15 protein-coding genes and 1 tRNA gene are annotated in these 16,184 nt (G+C 70.6%); 4 read left to right on the plus strand and 12 right to left on the minus strand.

The features are described 5' to 3' along the window. Positions 1-39: 39 nt before the first annotated feature. Genes ABZU91_RS27145 through ABZU91_RS27155 form a run of 3 tightly spaced genes read right to left on the minus strand, consistent with a single transcriptional unit; the run spans position 40 to position 2,735 of the window. Positions 40-621 (minus strand): 2'-5' RNA ligase family protein, encoded by a 582-nt coding sequence (locus ABZU91_RS27145; RefSeq protein WP_355246154.1) that lies wholly within the window; start codon positions 619-621, stop codon positions 40-42. A 14-nt stretch (positions 622-635) separates the two neighbouring features. Beyond that, positions 636-1,661 (minus strand): tryptophan--tRNA ligase, encoded by a 1,026-nt coding sequence (gene trpS, locus ABZU91_RS27150; RefSeq protein ID WP_355246157.1) that lies wholly within the window; start codon positions 1,659-1,661, stop codon positions 636-638. 33 nt (positions 1,662-1,694) lie between these two features. Then, entirely contained in the window at positions 1,695-2,735 is a 1,041-nt protein-coding gene (locus tag ABZU91_RS27155) for a hemolysin family protein (RefSeq protein ID WP_355246202.1), read from the minus strand. 281 nt (positions 2,736-3,016) lie between these two features. Here ABZU91_RS27155 and galE point away from each other — a divergent pair, with 281 nt between their 5' ends. Together galE and galK are read left to right on the plus strand one after the other, a co-directional pair. Then, a complete protein-coding gene (galE, locus tag ABZU91_RS27160; RefSeq protein ID WP_355246159.1) occupies positions 3,017-4,000 on the plus strand; it encodes a UDP-glucose 4-epimerase GalE in 984 nt (327 codons plus the stop codon). Between the two features lie 55 nt (positions 4,001-4,055). Continuing rightward, on the plus strand, positions 4,056-5,225 hold the full coding sequence (galK, locus tag ABZU91_RS27165; RefSeq protein ID WP_355246162.1) for a galactokinase: 1,170 nt from the start codon (positions 4,056-4,058) through the stop codon (positions 5,223-5,225). Positions 5,226-5,471: 246 nt separating this feature from the next. Here the strand turns inward: galK and ABZU91_RS27170 are convergent, their stop codons facing one another. The 8 genes from ABZU91_RS27170 to ABZU91_RS27205 form a co-directional block, all read right to left on the minus strand. Beyond that, on the minus strand, positions 5,472-6,785 hold the full coding sequence (locus tag ABZU91_RS27170; RefSeq protein ID WP_355246165.1) for a GTP-binding protein: 1,314 nt from the start codon (positions 6,783-6,785) through the stop codon (positions 5,472-5,474). Next, positions 6,785-7,696 (minus strand): sulfate adenylyltransferase subunit CysD, encoded by a 912-nt coding sequence (gene cysD / locus ABZU91_RS27175; RefSeq protein WP_355246168.1) that lies wholly within the window; start codon positions 7,694-7,696, stop codon positions 6,785-6,787. Before cysD ends, ABZU91_RS27170 begins: the two co-directional genes overlap by 1 nt. A gap of 65 nt (positions 7,697-7,761) precedes the next feature. Next, positions 7,762-8,592: an inositol monophosphatase family protein gene (locus ABZU91_RS27180; RefSeq protein ID WP_355246171.1), complete on the minus strand. Its 831-nt coding sequence runs from the start codon at positions 8,590-8,592 to the stop codon at positions 7,762-7,764. 134 nt (positions 8,593-8,726) lie between these two features. Further along, complete coding sequence (gene pth / locus ABZU91_RS27185) at positions 8,727-9,317, minus strand: aminoacyl-tRNA hydrolase (protein WP_355246173.1); 591 nt, start codon at positions 9,315-9,317, stop codon at positions 8,727-8,729. 91 nt (positions 9,318-9,408) lie between these two features. Then, positions 9,409-10,089: a 50S ribosomal protein L25/general stress protein Ctc gene (locus tag ABZU91_RS27190; protein ID WP_355246176.1), complete on the minus strand. Its 681-nt coding sequence runs from the start codon at positions 10,087-10,089 to the stop codon at positions 9,409-9,411. A 311-nt stretch (positions 10,090-10,400) separates the two neighbouring features. Then, a complete protein-coding gene (locus ABZU91_RS27195; protein ID WP_007455396.1) occupies positions 10,401-11,381 on the minus strand; it encodes a ribose-phosphate diphosphokinase in 981 nt (326 codons plus the stop codon). A 57-nt stretch (positions 11,382-11,438) separates the two neighbouring features. Next, a complete protein-coding gene (glmU, locus tag ABZU91_RS27200; protein WP_355246179.1) occupies positions 11,439-12,998 on the minus strand; it encodes a bifunctional UDP-N-acetylglucosamine diphosphorylase/glucosamine-1-phosphate N-acetyltransferase GlmU in 1,560 nt (519 codons plus the stop codon). 110 nt (positions 12,999-13,108) lie between these two features. Next, positions 13,109-13,180: transfer RNA gene (locus ABZU91_RS27205), tRNA-Gln, on the minus strand. 385 nt (positions 13,181-13,565) lie between these two features. Here ABZU91_RS27205 and ABZU91_RS27210 point away from each other — a divergent pair. Further along, positions 13,566-14,531: an acyl-CoA desaturase gene (locus ABZU91_RS27210; protein ID WP_355246181.1), complete on the plus strand. Its 966-nt coding sequence runs from the start codon at positions 13,566-13,568 to the stop codon at positions 14,529-14,531. A 222-nt stretch (positions 14,532-14,753) separates the two neighbouring features. After that, the gene (locus tag ABZU91_RS27215) at positions 14,754-15,440 is read left to right on the plus strand and encodes a TetR/AcrR family transcriptional regulator (protein ID WP_355246205.1); all 687 of its coding nucleotides are present in this window, start codon (positions 14,754-14,756) and stop codon (positions 15,438-15,440) included. A gap of 4 nt (positions 15,441-15,444) precedes the next feature. Here ABZU91_RS27215 and ABZU91_RS27220 read toward each other — a convergent pair whose 3' ends face one another. Next, complete coding sequence (locus ABZU91_RS27220) at positions 15,445-15,921, minus strand: DUF4383 domain-containing protein (RefSeq protein WP_355246184.1); 477 nt, start codon at positions 15,919-15,921, stop codon at positions 15,445-15,447. Positions 15,922-16,184: the final 263 nt, after the last annotated feature.

The following is a 16,184-nucleotide window of genomic DNA, read 5'->3' on the forward strand; positions in this document are numbered from 1 at the left end:
CAGTACAAGACCGCTCGCCGCCCGGCGCGTCGCCGAACGTCAGTCGCCGAGGCGGAAGTCCCGGCGCGGCTGCCACCGGGTCTGCCCACTGTGCGAGAACAGGGTGAACCCGTCGACCTCGAACATCGCGGAGAAGTCGGCCAGATCCTCGTACACCTTGTCCAACGCCTCCGGAGCGACGTCCTGGGCCACGGTGACGTGCGGATGGTACGGGAAGCGAGCCTGGCGGTGCAGTCCCGGCGCGGACGCGATGGCCGCGGCCAGCAGCTCGCATTCGCTGATGCCGGCGGCCACCGCCACGAACACCACCTGCGTCACCGGCCGGAACGTACCCGTGCCCCGCAGGTGCAGCGTGAACGGCAGATGCGCGGCGGCCACCGCGGCCAGGTGCCGCTCGACGCCCGGCAGCACGTCGGTCGGGATCTCGGTCGGACCGAGCAGCGTCACGTGCGCGGGCACCGCGAGGGGATCACCCGCCTCGACCCGTCGCCGGGTGAGTTGCGCCCCCCACGGCTCCGGGATGTCCACCGCGATGCCGATCTGCACGGTGTCGCCGGTCGACGACACCCCGCCACTGCGATCCACACCCCGTGCCACCACGTCGGCCACCGACTCGCCCACCTGTCCCCGCAGCGTTATTCGCCGCGCACCGGCGGGAAGAAGCCGATCCGCTCGTACGCGGACCGCAGGGTCGCGCCGGCTACGGACCGGGCCTTCTCCGCGCCGGCGGCCAGCAGCTTGTCCAGCTGGGCCGGGTCGTCGAGGTACGTACGCGTGCGCTCCTGGATCGGACGGGCGAACTCCGCCACCACCTCGGCCAGCTCCTTCTTGAGGTCGCCGTAGCCGCGACCGGCGAACGCCGACACGAGGTCGTCGATGCCACGCCCGCTGAGTGCCGAGTAGATGGTCAGCAGGTTGGACACGCCCGGCTTGGTCTCGGCGTCGAAGACGATCTCCCGACCGGTGTCGGTCACCGCGGAGCGGATCTTCTTGGCGGACCGGGCCGGGTCCTCCAGCAGGTCGATGATGCCCGCCGGCGAGGACGACGACTTGGACATCTTCGCCGTCGGGTCCTGCAGGTCGGTGATCTTCGCGGTGTCCTTCACGATGTGCGGCGCGGGCACGGTGAACGTCGCGCCGAACAGCGAGTTGAAGCGCTGGGCGAGGTCGCGGGACAGTTCCAGGTGTTGGCGCTGGTCCTCGCCGACCGGCACCGCGTTGGCCTGGTAGAGCAGGATGTCGGCGGCCTGTAGGACCGGGTAGGTGAACAGCCCGACGCTGGCCCGCTCGTTGCCCTGCTTCTGCGACTTGTCCTTGAACTGGGTCATCCGGCTGGCCTCGCCGAAGCCGGTGATGCAGCCGAGCACCCAGGCCAACTGCGGGTGCTCGGGCACCTGCGACTGCACGAACAGGGTGCTGCGGTCGGGGTCGATACCGACCGCGAAGAGCTGGGCGGCCGCCACCCTGGTCCGTTGACGCAGCACCGCGGGGTCGTGACCGGCGGTGATCGCGTGCAGGTCCACCACGCAGTAGAACGCGTCGTGGGTGTCCTGCAGGGCCACCCAGTGCCGCAGGGCTCCCAGGTAGTTGCCGAGGTGGAACGAGTCGGCCGTCGGCTGGATGCCGGAGAAGACGCGGGGTCGCTCGGGAACGTCGGGCATGACGATAATTCTGTCAGCAAGCGAGCGGAGCCGTCATGACGGGCCGGCGCGTCGGCCCCGGCCCGCCGGTGTCGGGGCGCTGACCTCGCGTCGCCCGGCCGTACCCACCCGTCGACCCGGCCCCACGGCGACGGCGCGCTGCTGCCCCGCGGCGCTCCCGTCCGCCTCGCGCAGAAGGCCGGTGGCGGGGTCACGTCGCTGTTCCGGCACCCGCACCGCCGTCACCGCGAGCCGGGCGACCCGGCGTCCGTCCAGGGCCAGCACCCGCAGCAACCAACCGTCGGCCGGGGCCGCCGGAGCTCCGCTCCCGCCGTCGGACGGCTCGGCGGGTACCGGAACCTCGTCCCCGGCCAGCGGCAACCGACCCAGCACCGCCATCACGTACCCGCCGACCGTCTCGTACGGCCCGGCGGGCAGCGCCACCCCGGTCCGCTCGGCGAAGTCGGCGAGGTTGAGTCGGCCGTCGACCACCGCGGGCAGGCCGGCGCGCCCCGATTCGGGTGTCACATCGTACTCGTCGTGGATCTCCCCGACGAGTTCCTCGATGAGGTCCTCCAGGGTGACGATGCCGGCGGTCCCGCCGTACTCGTCGATCACCACCGCCAGGTGGTGACCCTCCCGACGCATCTCGGTCAGCGCGGCCAGGACCCGCTTGCTCCCGGGCACCTGCTTGACCTCGCGGGTCAGCTCGCCGACGGTGCAACAGGGGTCGGCGTCCGGACGCAGCAGCACGTCCCGCAGGTGCACGAACCCGACCACGTCGTCATGGGTGCCGTCGGTGACCGGGTAGCGGGTGTGCGTCTCGGCCCGCACCAGCCGGGCGGCCTCGGCGATGGTCAGCCGGGCCGGCAGGAAGACCACCTCGGTACGGGGCATCATCACCTCGCGGACGAGGCTCGCTCCCGCGGCCAGCACCTCGTCGATGATCCGCCGCTCGTCCGGGTCGAGCACCGTGTTGGCCGCGACCAGATCCCGCAGTTCGGCCTCGGAGATGCGCTCCCGACCGGCCGCCGGACCGGTGCCGAGCAGATTGGTGACGAGGCGGCTGGCGCCGTCGGCGGTACGGACGAGCATCCGGGCGACGGCTCGGGCAAGCGGCCCGGGGTCGCGGCGGGACGCTCCCCGCACGCGTCGCCGGAGCCCGGAACGGGCCGCTTCCCGCATGACAGAGATGGTAGACACCGTGCGCCCGCCACACGGGAGATCACACGCAGTCACCGGGATATGTGCGGCTCTGTTTAAACATGAAAGATTATGATGGAATAGCGGGCGGCGCGATCCACACTGCTTTCCATCGCCGCCGTAGGGTGATCACCAAGGGCCACGTCCCGGCGGGCCAGGCAGGAGGCAACGACGTGAAACTGCTCGTCACCGGGGGTGCCGGCTTCATCGGCAGCGTGGTGACCCGGATGCTGCTCGACGCCGGCCACCAGGTCGTCGTCCTGGACGACCTGCGCACCGGTCACCGTGCGGCACTCGCACCGGACGCGACCCACGTCGAAGCGTCCATCCACGACGCCGCCCAGGTCCTCACCCCTGACGCCGGCTTCGACGGAGTGCTGCACTTCGCCGCCCTCATCGCCGCCGGCGAGTCGATGGTGAAGCCCGAGCTGTACTGGCAGAACAACACCATCGGCACGCTCGCCCTGATCGACGCGGTCCGCGCGGCCGGGGTGCCCCGGATGGTCTTCTCCTCCACCGCCGCCGTCTACGGCAACCCCACCGAGCTGCCGATCACGGAGACCGCGGTCAAGGCGCCCACCAACACGTACGGCGCCACCAAGCTCGCCGTCGACATGGCGCTCACGTCCGAGGCCGTCGCGCACGGGCTGGCCGCCGTGTCGCTGCGCTACTTCAACGTCGCCGGCGCGCACCTCGACGGCGACGTCGCACTCGGCGAACGTCACGACCCGGAGACGCACCTCATCCCGATCGCCCTCGATGTCGCCGCCGGTCGGCGCGAGAAGCTCCAACTCTTCGGCGACGACTACCCCACCGTGGACGGCACCTGCGTGCGCGACTACATCCACGTCGCCGACCTCGCCCGCGCACACCTGCTGGCACTGGACGCCGCGACCGCGGGTCAGCACCGCATCTACAACCTCGGCAACGGAACCGGCTTCACCAACCGCCAGGTGGTCGACGTGGTCCGCGAGGTGACCGGCCACCAGCTTCCGGTCGAGGTGGCGCCGCGCCGCGAGGGCGACCCCGCCGAGCTGGTCGCCTCCTCCGCGCTGGCCCGCGACGAGCTGGGTTGGGTGCCCCGCAAGCCCACGCTGCACGACATGGTCGGCGACGCCTGGGCCTTCTACCGCGCGCACGTCCTGGAGCAGTCGTGAGCGCGAGGAGTGAGCCGGGTTTGCGAGCCCCGCAGTCGCGAGCAGAGGAGGCACGATGACCGGCCCCACCGGTGACGTCGTCGAGCGGGCCACCGTCGGCTTCACCGATCAGTACGACGCTCCGGCCGCCGGTCTCTGGGCCGCACCCGGTCGGGTCAACCTGATCGGCGAGCACACCGACTACAACGACGGGTTCGTGCTGCCCTTCGCGCTGCCCATGCGTACCGTGGTCGCCGCCGACCGGCGGGACGACGAGCGCTGGACGGTCTGGTCCGAGTTCTCCGGCGAGACGATCGACTTCGACGCCGACGACGTGGCCGAGCCCGGCCGGGTGACCGGTTGGGGCGCGTACGTGGCCGGGGTGGTCTGGGCGCTGCGGGACGCCGGCCACGCGGTGCCCGGCGCCCGGCTGGCCATCGCCTCCGACGTGCCGCTGGGTTCCGGGCTCTCCTCGTCGGCCGCGCTCGAGTCGGCCGTGCTCGCCGCCCTGCTCGACCTCGCGGGGCTGGAGCTGCCCGCCGAGCGACTGCCCCGGCTGGCGCAGCGGGCGGAGAACGTCTACGTGGGTGCGCCGACCGGCATCATGGACCAGTCCGCCGTGATCCGCTGCCGCGTCGGCCACGCGCTCTTCCTCGACTGCCGCGACGAGTCGGTCGAACACATCCCGTTCGACCTGGACGCCGCCGGGCTGACTGTGCTGGTCATCGACAGCCGCGCGCCGCACCGGCACGCCGACGGCGAGTACGCGGCCCGCCGCCGATCCTGCGAAGCTGCCGCCGAGGCGCTCGGCGTTCCGGCGCTGCGCGACGTGACCGTCGACCAACTCGACGCCGCCCTGGCCCGGCTCGACGACACCGAGACCCGACGCCGGGTCCGGCACGTGGTCACCGAGGACCAGCGCGTGCTGGACACCGTCGCGCTGCTGCGCGCCGGCCGGGTGCGGGACATCGGCCCGCTGCTCACCGCCTCGCACGTCTCGATGCGCGACGACTTCGAGATCACCGTGCCGGAGATCGACACGGCTGTCGAGGCGGCGCTGTCGGCCGGCGCGCTGGGGGCACGGATGACCGGCGGCGGGTTCGGCGGCTGCGTCCTCGCCCTGGTGGAGAGCGACCGCGCCGACGCGGTGTCCGACGCCGTCCGAGCCGCCTACGCCGAGCGCAACTACACCGCCCCCACCACGGTCCCGGTCCTCCCCGCCCCCGGCGCCACCCGCCTGCGCTGACCCCCACCGGCGCTGCCCCCTGCCGGCGCTCCCCGGCGCTCCCCGGCGCTCACCCCGGTTGATCAAGAGATCGGCGTCAGAATCCGGGCTCGGATTGACGCAAACCCCTTGATCAACCGGCGAGGTCGGGGGTGGAGGCGGGATGATCGTGCTTGTTCATGGAAGTAGTGGCCTTCCCGTTCGGGGAGGCCACTACTTCGTGGATCGAGCGCGATCTTGGCGGCGCGAACGGGCGCGCGGGGCGGGTTAGGCGGCTTCGACGATCATGGCGGCGCCCACCGTGCGGTTGGTGGTCTCGTCGATGATGACGAAGCCACCGGTGGTGCGGTTGCGGCGGTACTCGTCGGCCAGCAGCGGCACCGTCGTCCGCAGCCGCACCCGGCCGATCTCGTTGAGCCGCAACTCGTCGGCCGACTCGTCGCGGTGCAACGAGTTGATGTCCAACCGGTAGTACAGCCCGCGCACGATCGCCCGCGCCGACCGCGTGGTGTGCTTGATCGCGTAGCGGCCGCCGACCCGCAACGGGGCCGTCTCGTCCATCCAGCAGACCATCGCCTCGATGTCCTGGGAGACGGCCGGCGCGTTGTTCGGCCGGCAGATCATGTCGCCCCGGGAGATGTCGATCTCGTCGGCCAGTCGTACCGTCACCGACATCGGCGGGAACGCCTCCGCGACCGGCCCGTCGGCGGTCTCCACGGCGGCGATCCGGCTGGTGAAGCCGGACGGCAGCACCATCACCTCGTCACCCGGCTTGAGCACACCGGAGGCGACCTGACCGGCGTAGCCGCGGTAGTCGGTGACCGTGGTGGACTGCGGGCGGATCACGTACTGCACCGGGAAGCGGACGTCGACCAGGTTGCGATCACTGGCGATGTGCACCCGCTCCAGGTGGTGCAGCAGCGACGGGCCCTCATACCACGGCATGTTCTCCGACCGGGTGACGATGTTGTCGCCGCGCAACGCGGAGACCGGCACCACGGTCAGGTCCGGTACGTCGAGCTTCGCGGCGAACGCGGTGAACTCGTCGGCGATCTGCTCGTAGACCTCCTGCGACCAGTCGACCAGGTCCATCTTGTTGACGCACAGGACCAGGTGCGGCACCCGCAGCAGCGAGCACAGGAACGCGTGCCGGCGGGACTGCTCGACGAGGCCCTTGCGGGCGTCCACCAGGATCAACGCCAGGTCGGCCGTGGACGCGCCGGTGACCATGTTGCGGGTGTACTGGATGTGCCCGGGAGTGTCCGCGATGATGAACTTGCGCCGTGGCGTGGCGAAGTACCGGTACGCGACGTCGATGGTGATGCCCTGCTCCCGCTCGGCGCGCAGGCCGTCGGTGAGCAGCGCGAGGTTGGTGTACTCGTCGCCACGGGCCGCGCTGACCGCCTCCACCGCCTCCAACTGGTCGGTGAAGAGCGACTTGGTGTCGTACAGCAGCCGGCCGATCAGGGTGGACTTCCCGTCGTCCACGCTGCCGGCGGTGGCGAACCGCAGCAGGTCCATCGGCCGCGCCTCGGGCGCGGTCTCGGTGCCGGCCGCCGGGGCCAGGGTCTCGGTGCTCATCAGAAGTAGCCCTCCCGCTTGCGGTCCTCCATGGCGGCCTCGCTGACCCGGTCGTCACCACGGGTCGCGCCCCGCTCGGTGATCCGGGTGGCCGCCACCTCCTCGATGACCTTCTCCACGGTGTCCGCGTCCGAGCGGACCGCCGCGGTGCAGGAGGCGTCGCCGACGGTGCGGTAGCGCACCTGGGCCTTGAACCGCTCCTCGCCGGCGCGTGGGCGGAAGAACTCGTTGACCGCGTAGAGCATGCCGTCGCGCTCGATCACCTCGCGCTCGTGGGCGTAGTAGATCGACGGCAACGGGATGCGCTCGCGGGCGATGTAGTGCCAGACGTCCAGCTCGGTCCAGTTGGACAGCGGGAAGACCCGGATCGACTCGCCGGGGTGGTGCCGCCCGTTGTAGAGCGACCACAGCTCCGGGCGCTGGTTCTTCGGGTCCCACTGGCCGAACTCGTCGCGGAAGCTGAACACCCGCTCCTTGGCCCGCGCCTTCTCCTCGTCCCGGCGCGCGCCGCCGAACAGCGCGTCGAAGCGGTGCTTCTCCACCGCGTCGAGCAGCACCGGCGTCTGGATGCGGTTGCGCATGCCGTCGCCGGACTCCCGGACCATGCCGCTGGCGAGGGCCTCCGGCACGCTCGCCACCACGAGCTGCAACCCCAGCTCGGTGACCCGCTGATCGCGGTATTCCAGCACCTCGGCGAAGTTGTGCCCGGTGTCGACGTGCATGACGGGGAAGGGGATGTTGGCCGGAGCGAACGCCTTCTGCGCCAACCGCAGCATGACGATCGAGTCCTTGCCGCCGGAGAAGAGCAGCACCGGACGTTCCATCTCGGCGACAACCTCGCGCATCACGAAGATGCTCTCCGCCTCGAGAGCGTCCAGGTGGGAGACGCGGTAGGCCGCGGGGGAGGTCATGACACTCGCTCGCTCATCCGATTTCCAGACCTTTCCGGTCGGACATGTCAAGAAGTGCGCTCAGGCTACCCGGAATGCCTCTGCAGCGCTGCAAGCAACCGGCTGGCGAGATCCTTGCGACAGACCAACAGGTCCGGCAGGCGCGGATCCGCCTCGTTGTATCGAAGCGCAGAACCGTCGATCCGGGAAGCGTGCAGTCCGGTGGCCGTCGCCACAGCCACCGGCGCGGCCGAGTCCCACTCGTACTGTCCGCCGGCGTGGATGTACGCGTCCACCTCGCCGGTCACCACCGCGGCGATCTTCGCCCCGGCGGAACCCATCGGCACCAGATGCGCACCCACGTCCTCGGCCAGGTCGGTCAGGAACACTGGCGGCCGACTCCGACTCGCCGCCAGACGGATCTTGCGCTCGCCGGCCGTCGCGGCCTCCACAGTCATCGGCGGGTACGCGGGCGGATAGTCGGTGCCCAGCACCCGGTGCTGCGCCGGCAGCCCCACCGCCCCGGCGACCAGCCCGTGCGGGCTCGGCGCGCTCCGCGCCCAGAGCGCGATGTGCACCGCCCAGTCCGAGCGGCCCTCCTCGGCGAACTCACGGGTGCCGTCCAACGGATCGATGATCCACACTCGGTCCGAGGTCAACCGCGACACCGCCCCGGCGTTCACCTCCGCCGCCCAGGCCAACCGCGATCCCTCGTCCTCCTCGGAGAGCACCGCGTCGCCCGGCCGCCACTTCGCCAACTCCGTGCGGATCAGGTCGTGCGACACCTTGTCCCCGGCCGACTTCAGCGCGCCACCGTCCGCGAAGCCCATCTCGGCGCGCAGGTCGAGAAGCGCCTGCCCGGCCCGGGAGGCCAACCACCGGGCGAACGCCCCGTCGATCATCGGAGGACTGCCCATCTGCCCGCTCCCGTCGCTTCGCCGCGGCCGTGCCCGCACGCACCGATCGGCCGCGACCCGCGTCGCCGGTCACGGCACGCCGAAAGGCGCAGACTACCGGCCCGGCGTTTCCGATCCGGTACGCACCGCCCGACTCAACCGCCGTGATACAGGTTCTGGGTCGGCTCCACGCCCTTGACGATCACCGACTCCACCACGTCGGCAGCCCGGTCCACCAGGAAATCGAGCTCCTTGCGTTCCGCCGCGCCGAAATCCGACAGAACGAAATCCGCCGGGTCCTGCCGCCCCGGTGGACGACCCACCCCGAACCGCACCCGGGCGTAGTCCTTCGTGCCCAGCGACTTCGACATCGAGCGCAGGCCGTTGTGCCCGCCCTCGCCGCCGCCGAACTTGATCCGCACCTGGCCGAACTCGATGTCCAACTCGTCGTGCACCGCGACCACCTGCGCCGGCGGCACCTTGTAGAACTGCGAGAGCGCCGCCACCGGCCCGCCGGAGAGGTTCATGTACGTCAGTGGCTTCGCCAGCACCAGCTTCGGGCCGCCGAACCCCAGCCGACCCTCCGCGACCTCGGCCACCGCCCGCTTGTGCCGGCCGAACCGCGCGCCCACGCGCCCAGCCAGCAACTCGGCCACCATGAAACCGACGTTGTGCCGGTTGCCGGCGTACTCCCGGCCCGGGTTACCCAGGCCGACCACCAGCCACGGTCCCGCCTCGTCCGTCACGACCCGCCCCTCCCGACGTCTTCACCGACACCCGATACGCCGGCAGGCGCCCCCGAAGCTCGGGGACGCCTGCCAGCAGAGTACGAACCGATCAGGCCTCGGTACGCGCCTCGGCGCTCTCGGCGGCGTCGGCGCCCTCGGAGCCCTCGGTGGTCTCGCCGACCTCGGCCTCGGCCTCGTCGGTGGCCGTCTCGACCTCGGGCAGCGTCGCCTCGAGCTGCTCCGCCGTCGGCGCGGCGGTCACCGAGGCGACCGTCAGCTCGGAGTCGGCGGCCAGCTCGACACCCGAGGGCAGGTCGACGTCGGCGGCGGTCACCTGGGAGCCCGCCTCCAGGCCCTCGATCGACGCCTCGAGGTGGTCCGGGACCTTGGTCGCGTCGGCGGTCACCGAGAGGGTGTCGTGGTCGTGCACGATCAGGGTGTCCCGGGCGGCCTCGCCCGTCAGCTGCACCGGAACCTCGACGGTGACCTTCTCGCCACGGCGGACCAGGAGCAGGTCGACGTGCTCGAAGCTGTCCTTGATCGGGTCACGCTGGATCGCCTTCGGCAGCGCCAGCACCTGGGTGCCGTCGGTGATGTCGATGGCGAAGAGCTGGTTGGCGCCACCCTTGCGGATCGCGGCGGCGAACTCCCGCGACGGCAGCGCGATGTGCTTGGGCTTCTCGCCGTGGCCGTACAGCACGGCTGGCACCTTGCCGGCCCGGCGGGTACGACGGGCACCACCCTTGCCGAACTCGGTGCGGGGCTCGGCGCTGATCTTTACCTCGGACACGGGGAAACTCCTGATGCTTCGCTGCGGCGGCTTGTCGTCTTGCGGTGCTGGGGCGAGGGGCTCGCTGGGGCTCATGCGTCATGAACGACTGCCCGGAGCACCGCGTCGATGACGGTGCCTCCGTGCGGCGCTCTTCAGCGGCCCGCCGGGCACCCTCGCCGTGGCAACCGCACCAGTCTACCCGAGCCAATTCGCTGGTTTCCGGCAGTCCCCGGTCACGGCTCCAGGCTGACCCGCCGACGGCGTCTCCCGACGGCGAGCCAGCCCTTTTCGAGCAGTTTGTCAGCCTTTGTGGCGGGACTCGGCCACTCTCAGCTCAGGCCACCGAAGAGGGTGGTCACCGAACCGTCGTCGAACACCTCCCGGATCGCCCGCGCCAGCAGCGGGGCGATCGACAACACGGTCAGCTTGTCCAGCTGCTTCTCCGGCGGCAACGGCAGCGTGTTGGTCACCACGACCTCGCTGATCGGGCTGTTCTTCAACCGCTCGGTGGCCGGGTCGGACAGCAGCGCGTGGGTGGACGCCACCACGATCTCCGCCGCACCCGACTCCTTGAGGATGTCCGCCGCCTTGGCGATCGTCCCACCGGTGTCGATCATGTCGTCGACGATCAGGCAGACCCGACCCTCCACCTCACCGACCACCCGGTTCGCCACCACCTGGTTCGGCTTCATCGGATCGCGGGTCTTGTGGATGAACGCCAACGGGCAGCCGCCCAGCCGGTCGGTCCACCGCTCGGCCACCCGCACCCGACCCGAATCCGGCGCCACCACGGTCATCGGCCGGCCGGCGTACCTGTGCTCCACGTACTCGGCCAGGATGTCCATCGCGAAGAGATGATCCACCGGGCCGTCGAAGAAGCCCTGGATCTGGGCGGTGTGCAGATCGACCGTGAGGATCCGGTTCGCACCGGCGGTCTTCAGCAGGTCCGCCACCAGCCGGGCCGAGATCGGCTCCCGACCGCGGTGCTTCTTGTCCTGCCGCGCGTACGGGTAGAACGGCAACACCACGGTGATCCGCTTCGCCGACCCCCGCTTCAACGCGTCCACCATGATCAGGGTCTCCATGACCCAGGTGTTCACCCCGTGCGTCACGGACTGCACCACGAAGGCGTCCGAACCACGCACCGAATCCTTGAACCGTACGAAGATCTCGCCGTTGGCGAACTCGTACGCGTCGGCCGGCGTCGGTGCCACGCCGAGCACCTCGCCGATCTCCTTGGCCAACTCCGGGAAACCCCGTCCGGAGAAGAGCATCAGGCTCTTGCGGTTTTCGGCGACGATGCTGCCCATGGGCCCGTCTGCTCCCGTTTGTCGGCGGTACCCGGCCCGGTGGTGGTGGGTCGGGGACTATTCGGTTGCAGTATCTCCCGCGCCGGACGCACCGCCCACCGTCTCGGCCCGGCCGTGCATTGCCTCACTGTCACTTGCGGCGCCACCCATTTCCGACGCACCCTTCGCGTCGCTGGATCGCTGCGCACCCTTCGCGTCGCGGGCACGCTGCGCGGCCTCGGCCGCCGCTGTACCGGCCCGCCGCATCACCACCCAGCCCTCGATGTTGCGCTGCCGCGCCCGGGCGACACCCATCGCGCCCGGCGGCACGTCGTCCACGATCACCGAACCGGCCGCCGTGTACGCGCCGTCGCCCACCTCGACCGGCGCGACGAACATGTTGTCCGCGCCCGTCCGGGCGTGGCTGCCGATCACCGTACGGTGCTTGTTGACCCCGTCGTAGTTCACGAAGACCGACGCGGCCCCGATGTTGGTCTGCTCGCCGATCGTCGCGTCACCGACGTACGTCAGGTGCGGCACCTTGGAGCCGGCACCGATCTCGGAGTTCTTCACCTCGACGAACGTGCCGACCTTCGCCTTGTCCGCGAGCCGCGCGGCGGGCCGCAGGTACGCGTACGGCCCCACGCTCGCGCCCGCGCCCACCTCGGCGCCGACCGCGTGACTGCGGACCACCGACGCGGCCGGGCCGACGATCGTGTCGACCAGCGTGACGTCCGGGCCGACCAGCGCGCCCGCACCGACGACCGTGGCCCCGCGCAACTGGGTGTTCTGGTCGATCACCGCGTCGCGGTCCACCGCGACCGTCACGTCGATCCAGGTGGTCATCGGGTCGAGCAGGCTCACCCCGGTGCGCATCCAGGCCTCGTTCACCCGGTCGCGCAGCAGTCGGCGCAGCGACGCCAGCTCCACCCGGTCGTTGCATCCGAGCGTCTCGACGTGGTCGACGGCCACGTGCACCGCGACCGGCTCGCCGGCCGAACGGAGCAGACCGAACACGTCGGTCAGGTACTCCTCGCCCTGGTCGTTGTCCGTGGAGAGCTTGCCCAACGCGTCGCGCAGCCGCGCCGCGTCGAACGCGTAGATCCCGGCGTTGATCTCCCGGATCGCGCGCTGCGTCGCGTCGGCGTCGCGCTCCTCGACGATCTGCTCCAGTCGACCGTCGGCGTCCCGAACGATCCGCCCGAGCCCGGTCGGGTCGGGGACCTCGGCGGCAAGCACGGTGGCCGCCGCGGCAGCCTCCTCGTGCGCGGTCACCAGCGCGCCCACCGTCTCCGGCCGCAGCAACGGCACGTCTCCGTTGATCACCACGACCGTGCCGGCACCCTCCGGCACGGCGTCCAGCGCGATCCGCACGGCGTGCCCGGTGCCGAGCTGCTCGGCCTGGAGCACGGGCGTGGCCTCGGGGGCGATCTCGGTCAGGTGGGCCCGGACCTGGTCGGCGCCGTGGCCTACCACGACGACGGTGCGGTCGGCGGCCAGCGGGGCCGCCGCGCTCAGCACGTGGCCGAGCAGCGTACGACCGAGCAGGGGGTGCAGCACCTTGGGCAGTGTCGACTTCATCCGCTTGCCCTCACCGGCGGCGAGTACGACGACGGTACGAAGGTGGGGCTGGGGCACGACGTGGCTCCCGTCGGGACGGCGGACACTCTCGCGGCCATGCTAACCACGAGGCCCGGCACGGTTCCCTCTTACCCCCACGAGAACCTAAAACGGACTTATAGGGACAGCTCGGCCGCCAGGGTTCGAACCTGAAATACGGGTACCAAAGACCCGGGTGTTGCCAATTACACCACGGCCGATCGCAGCGTCGAAAACGTCGACGCGACGGGATGCGCATCCTGCCGCTACACCTTAACGCCCGACTTCGTCGAAGCCAGCACTCATACCCTCCATGATCCCCTCGGCCTCCCGAAACAACTGCCGCTACCGATACTGCGATCCGGGGCCGTCGAGGGGTATACACCTCGATGGGCGTCGCCTTCCGGCGGCACTCGGCGCGGCCCGGAGAGCGGCTCGACGTCGCGCGGACGGCGCACCTCGACAGCGATCGGATCGGCCCTGAGCAGCACGTTGGAACGGGCGTACGACGACGCTTCGAAACTTCCCCGTGCGATCTACCGAGCCGTAAGTTACGGTGACGTAGGCGTAGGTTCGTGATCGTTTCCGTCCCCTCTGCGAGGTGTCATGTCCACCACCGTGCTCGAACCCAGCACCACCGGCTCCGGCCCGAAACCGCTCACCGACGGCACCCAGTCCCCCGGGATCCTGGCCGCCCTGTGGGCGTTCGTCGTGATCCCCTTCGCGGCCCTGCTGATTGCCGTACCGGTCGCCTGGGGCGGCTGGCTGGGCTGGACCGACGTGATCATCGGCCTGGTCTGGTACGTGGTCTCCGGGCTCGGCATCACGGTGGGCTTCCACCGCTACTTCACGCACGGCTCGTTCAAGGCCAAGCGGTGGCTGCGGGTGACCCTGGCGGTGGCGGGTTCGCTGGCGGTGCAGGGCGAGATCATCCAGTGGGTGGCCGACCACCGGCGGCACCACGCGTTCTCCGATCTGGAGGGTGACCCGCACTCGCCGTGGCGGTTCGGCACGAGCGTCTGGGCGCTGACCCGGGGCCTGTTCCACGCCCACGTGGGCTGGCTGTTCCGTCGCGAGCTGTCCAACCGGGAACGTTTCGCGCCGGACCTGATCGCCGACCGTGACATCAGCCGGGTGGACCGGCTCTTCCCCGCGCTGGTGGTCATCTCGCTGCTCGGGCCGGCGCTGATCGGGGGTCTGGTGACCTGGTCGTGGCAGGGCGCGCTCACGGCGTTCTTCTGGGCCGGACTGGTCCGGATCGGCCTCCTGCACCACGTCACCTGGGCGATCAACTCGGTCTGCCACGTGTACGGCGAGCGCCCGTTCGCGATGCGCCAGGGCGACCGCGCGTCGAACTTCTGGCCGCTGGCGATCCTGTCGTTCGGTGAGAGCTGGCACAACCTGCACCACGCCGACCCGACCAGCGCGCGGCACGGTGTGCTGCGGGGTCAGGTGGACATCTCGGCGCGGGTGATCTGGCTGTTCGAGAAGGTCGGTGCGGCGTCGCAGGTGCGTTGGCCGAAGCCTGAACGCCTCGCCGCCAAGCTCGTGAAGCCGGTCGCACCCCGGTAAACCGGGCGGTGCCACAGGGTGTCGCCTGGCAGGATGGCCGGATGACCGAGCGACGCGGGGGGACCGGACGGCTCGGCGGACGAGGGCCGGGCCCGATCCGGGTTTGGTCGCACGGCACGGCCGGGCGGCCAAGCCGCCCGCCAGTGAGGCGACGACGTGAACGGGCACAGCGGAGACACCATCCCACGGCAGGGCGTGACCGAGCGCCAGCGAGGCGGCGACATGCCCGAGGCGAGTGACGAGGCGGGCGGCCGGCGGCTGGCGCCGGCCGCGACGCCGAAACCCAAGCCCACCTCACGGGTACGCATGTCGGCGGCGCAGCGCCGGGAGCAGTTGATCGCGATCGGCCGGCAACTGTTCGCCGAGCGGGGTTTCGACGCCACCTCCATCGAGGAGGTGGCGGCCCGCGCCAAGGTCTCCAAGCCGGTCGTGTACGAGCACTTCGGTGGCAAGGAGGGGCTCTACGCGGTCGTGGTCGACCGGGAGGTCCGGGCCCTGCTCGACCGGATCACCACGGCACTGACCGCGGGCCATCCGCGTGAGTTGTTGGAGCAGGCGGCGATGGCCCTGCTGGGCTACATCGAGGAGGAGACCAGCGGATTCCGGGTGCTGGTCCGCGAGTCGCCGTTGATGTCCGGCACGGCCACCTTCAGCAGCGTGATGAACGACGTCGCCCACCAGGTCGAGCACATCCTCGGTGCCGAGTTCAAGAGCCGCGGGTACGACCCGAAGCTGGCCGAGCTCTACTCGCAGGCGCTGGTGGGCATGGTCGCGTTGACCGGCCGGTGGTGGCTGGAGGTGCGCAAGCCCCGCAAGGAGACGGTGGCGGCGCACCTGGTCAACATGGCGTGGAACGGGTTGTCGCATCTGGAGGCGAAGCCGACGCTGATCACCGCGCGCCGTCGCTGAGGCGTCAGCTGCGGTGCGCGTCGGCGACCGGATGCTTGCGGCGCTCGCGCTCAGCCTCGGCGTGCTCCGATGGGCCGACCTTGTCGTAGAGGCCGGTGCCGAGCAGGACCAGCCCGAACAGCATCGACACGATCACCGTCGACATCGAGAAGTTGAGGAAGTTCGCGTCGGTCTGCAGCACGGCCATGATGAGGATGCTGGTCACCAGGAACACCGCGCCGGCGGTGAGGTTCATGTAGTGGCCCAGGTTGCTGCGCCGGGACGCCCCGATGATCAGGACGACTCCGAAGATCACGGAGGCGAGCGAGAAGGCCAGGTTGGTCCGCAGGCCGAGGGCCCAGGTGCTGTTGCGGGCGAAGAGCGGGTCGCCGATCGTCTCGGCGACGCCCCAGACGCCGAAGACCAGGATGTAGACGCCGATCAGCCCGGAGAGGACCCGGTAGAGCGGCCGTGCCGGATGGTTGACCGGAAAGTGCGGCATTCCCGAGACCCCCTGAGGTGACTGTTCCAGGGGAATTGTCGCCCAAGAGAGAGCCAACTGTCCGAAGAACCACAATGCCGGCAGGCTCCGCCGGAAGGCTGGACCAGGTCGAGTTTTCGCCGGAGCCCGAGCTGCGCAGGGATCAAGCCTGACCGCCCGGAGCAGCTCGGCGCACGCGCTGCGCCGCGTCGAGTCCGAGAGCACCCGGATGACGAGCCTCGTCGACGACCTGCTGCTGCTGGCCCGGCTCGACACCGGCCGGC

Origin of the sequence: Micromonospora sp. NPDC005174, assembly GCF_040608495.1 — a bacterium.
In the GTDB taxonomy this organism is placed as follows: Bacteria; Actinomycetota; Actinomycetes; order Mycobacteriales; family Micromonosporaceae; genus Micromonospora.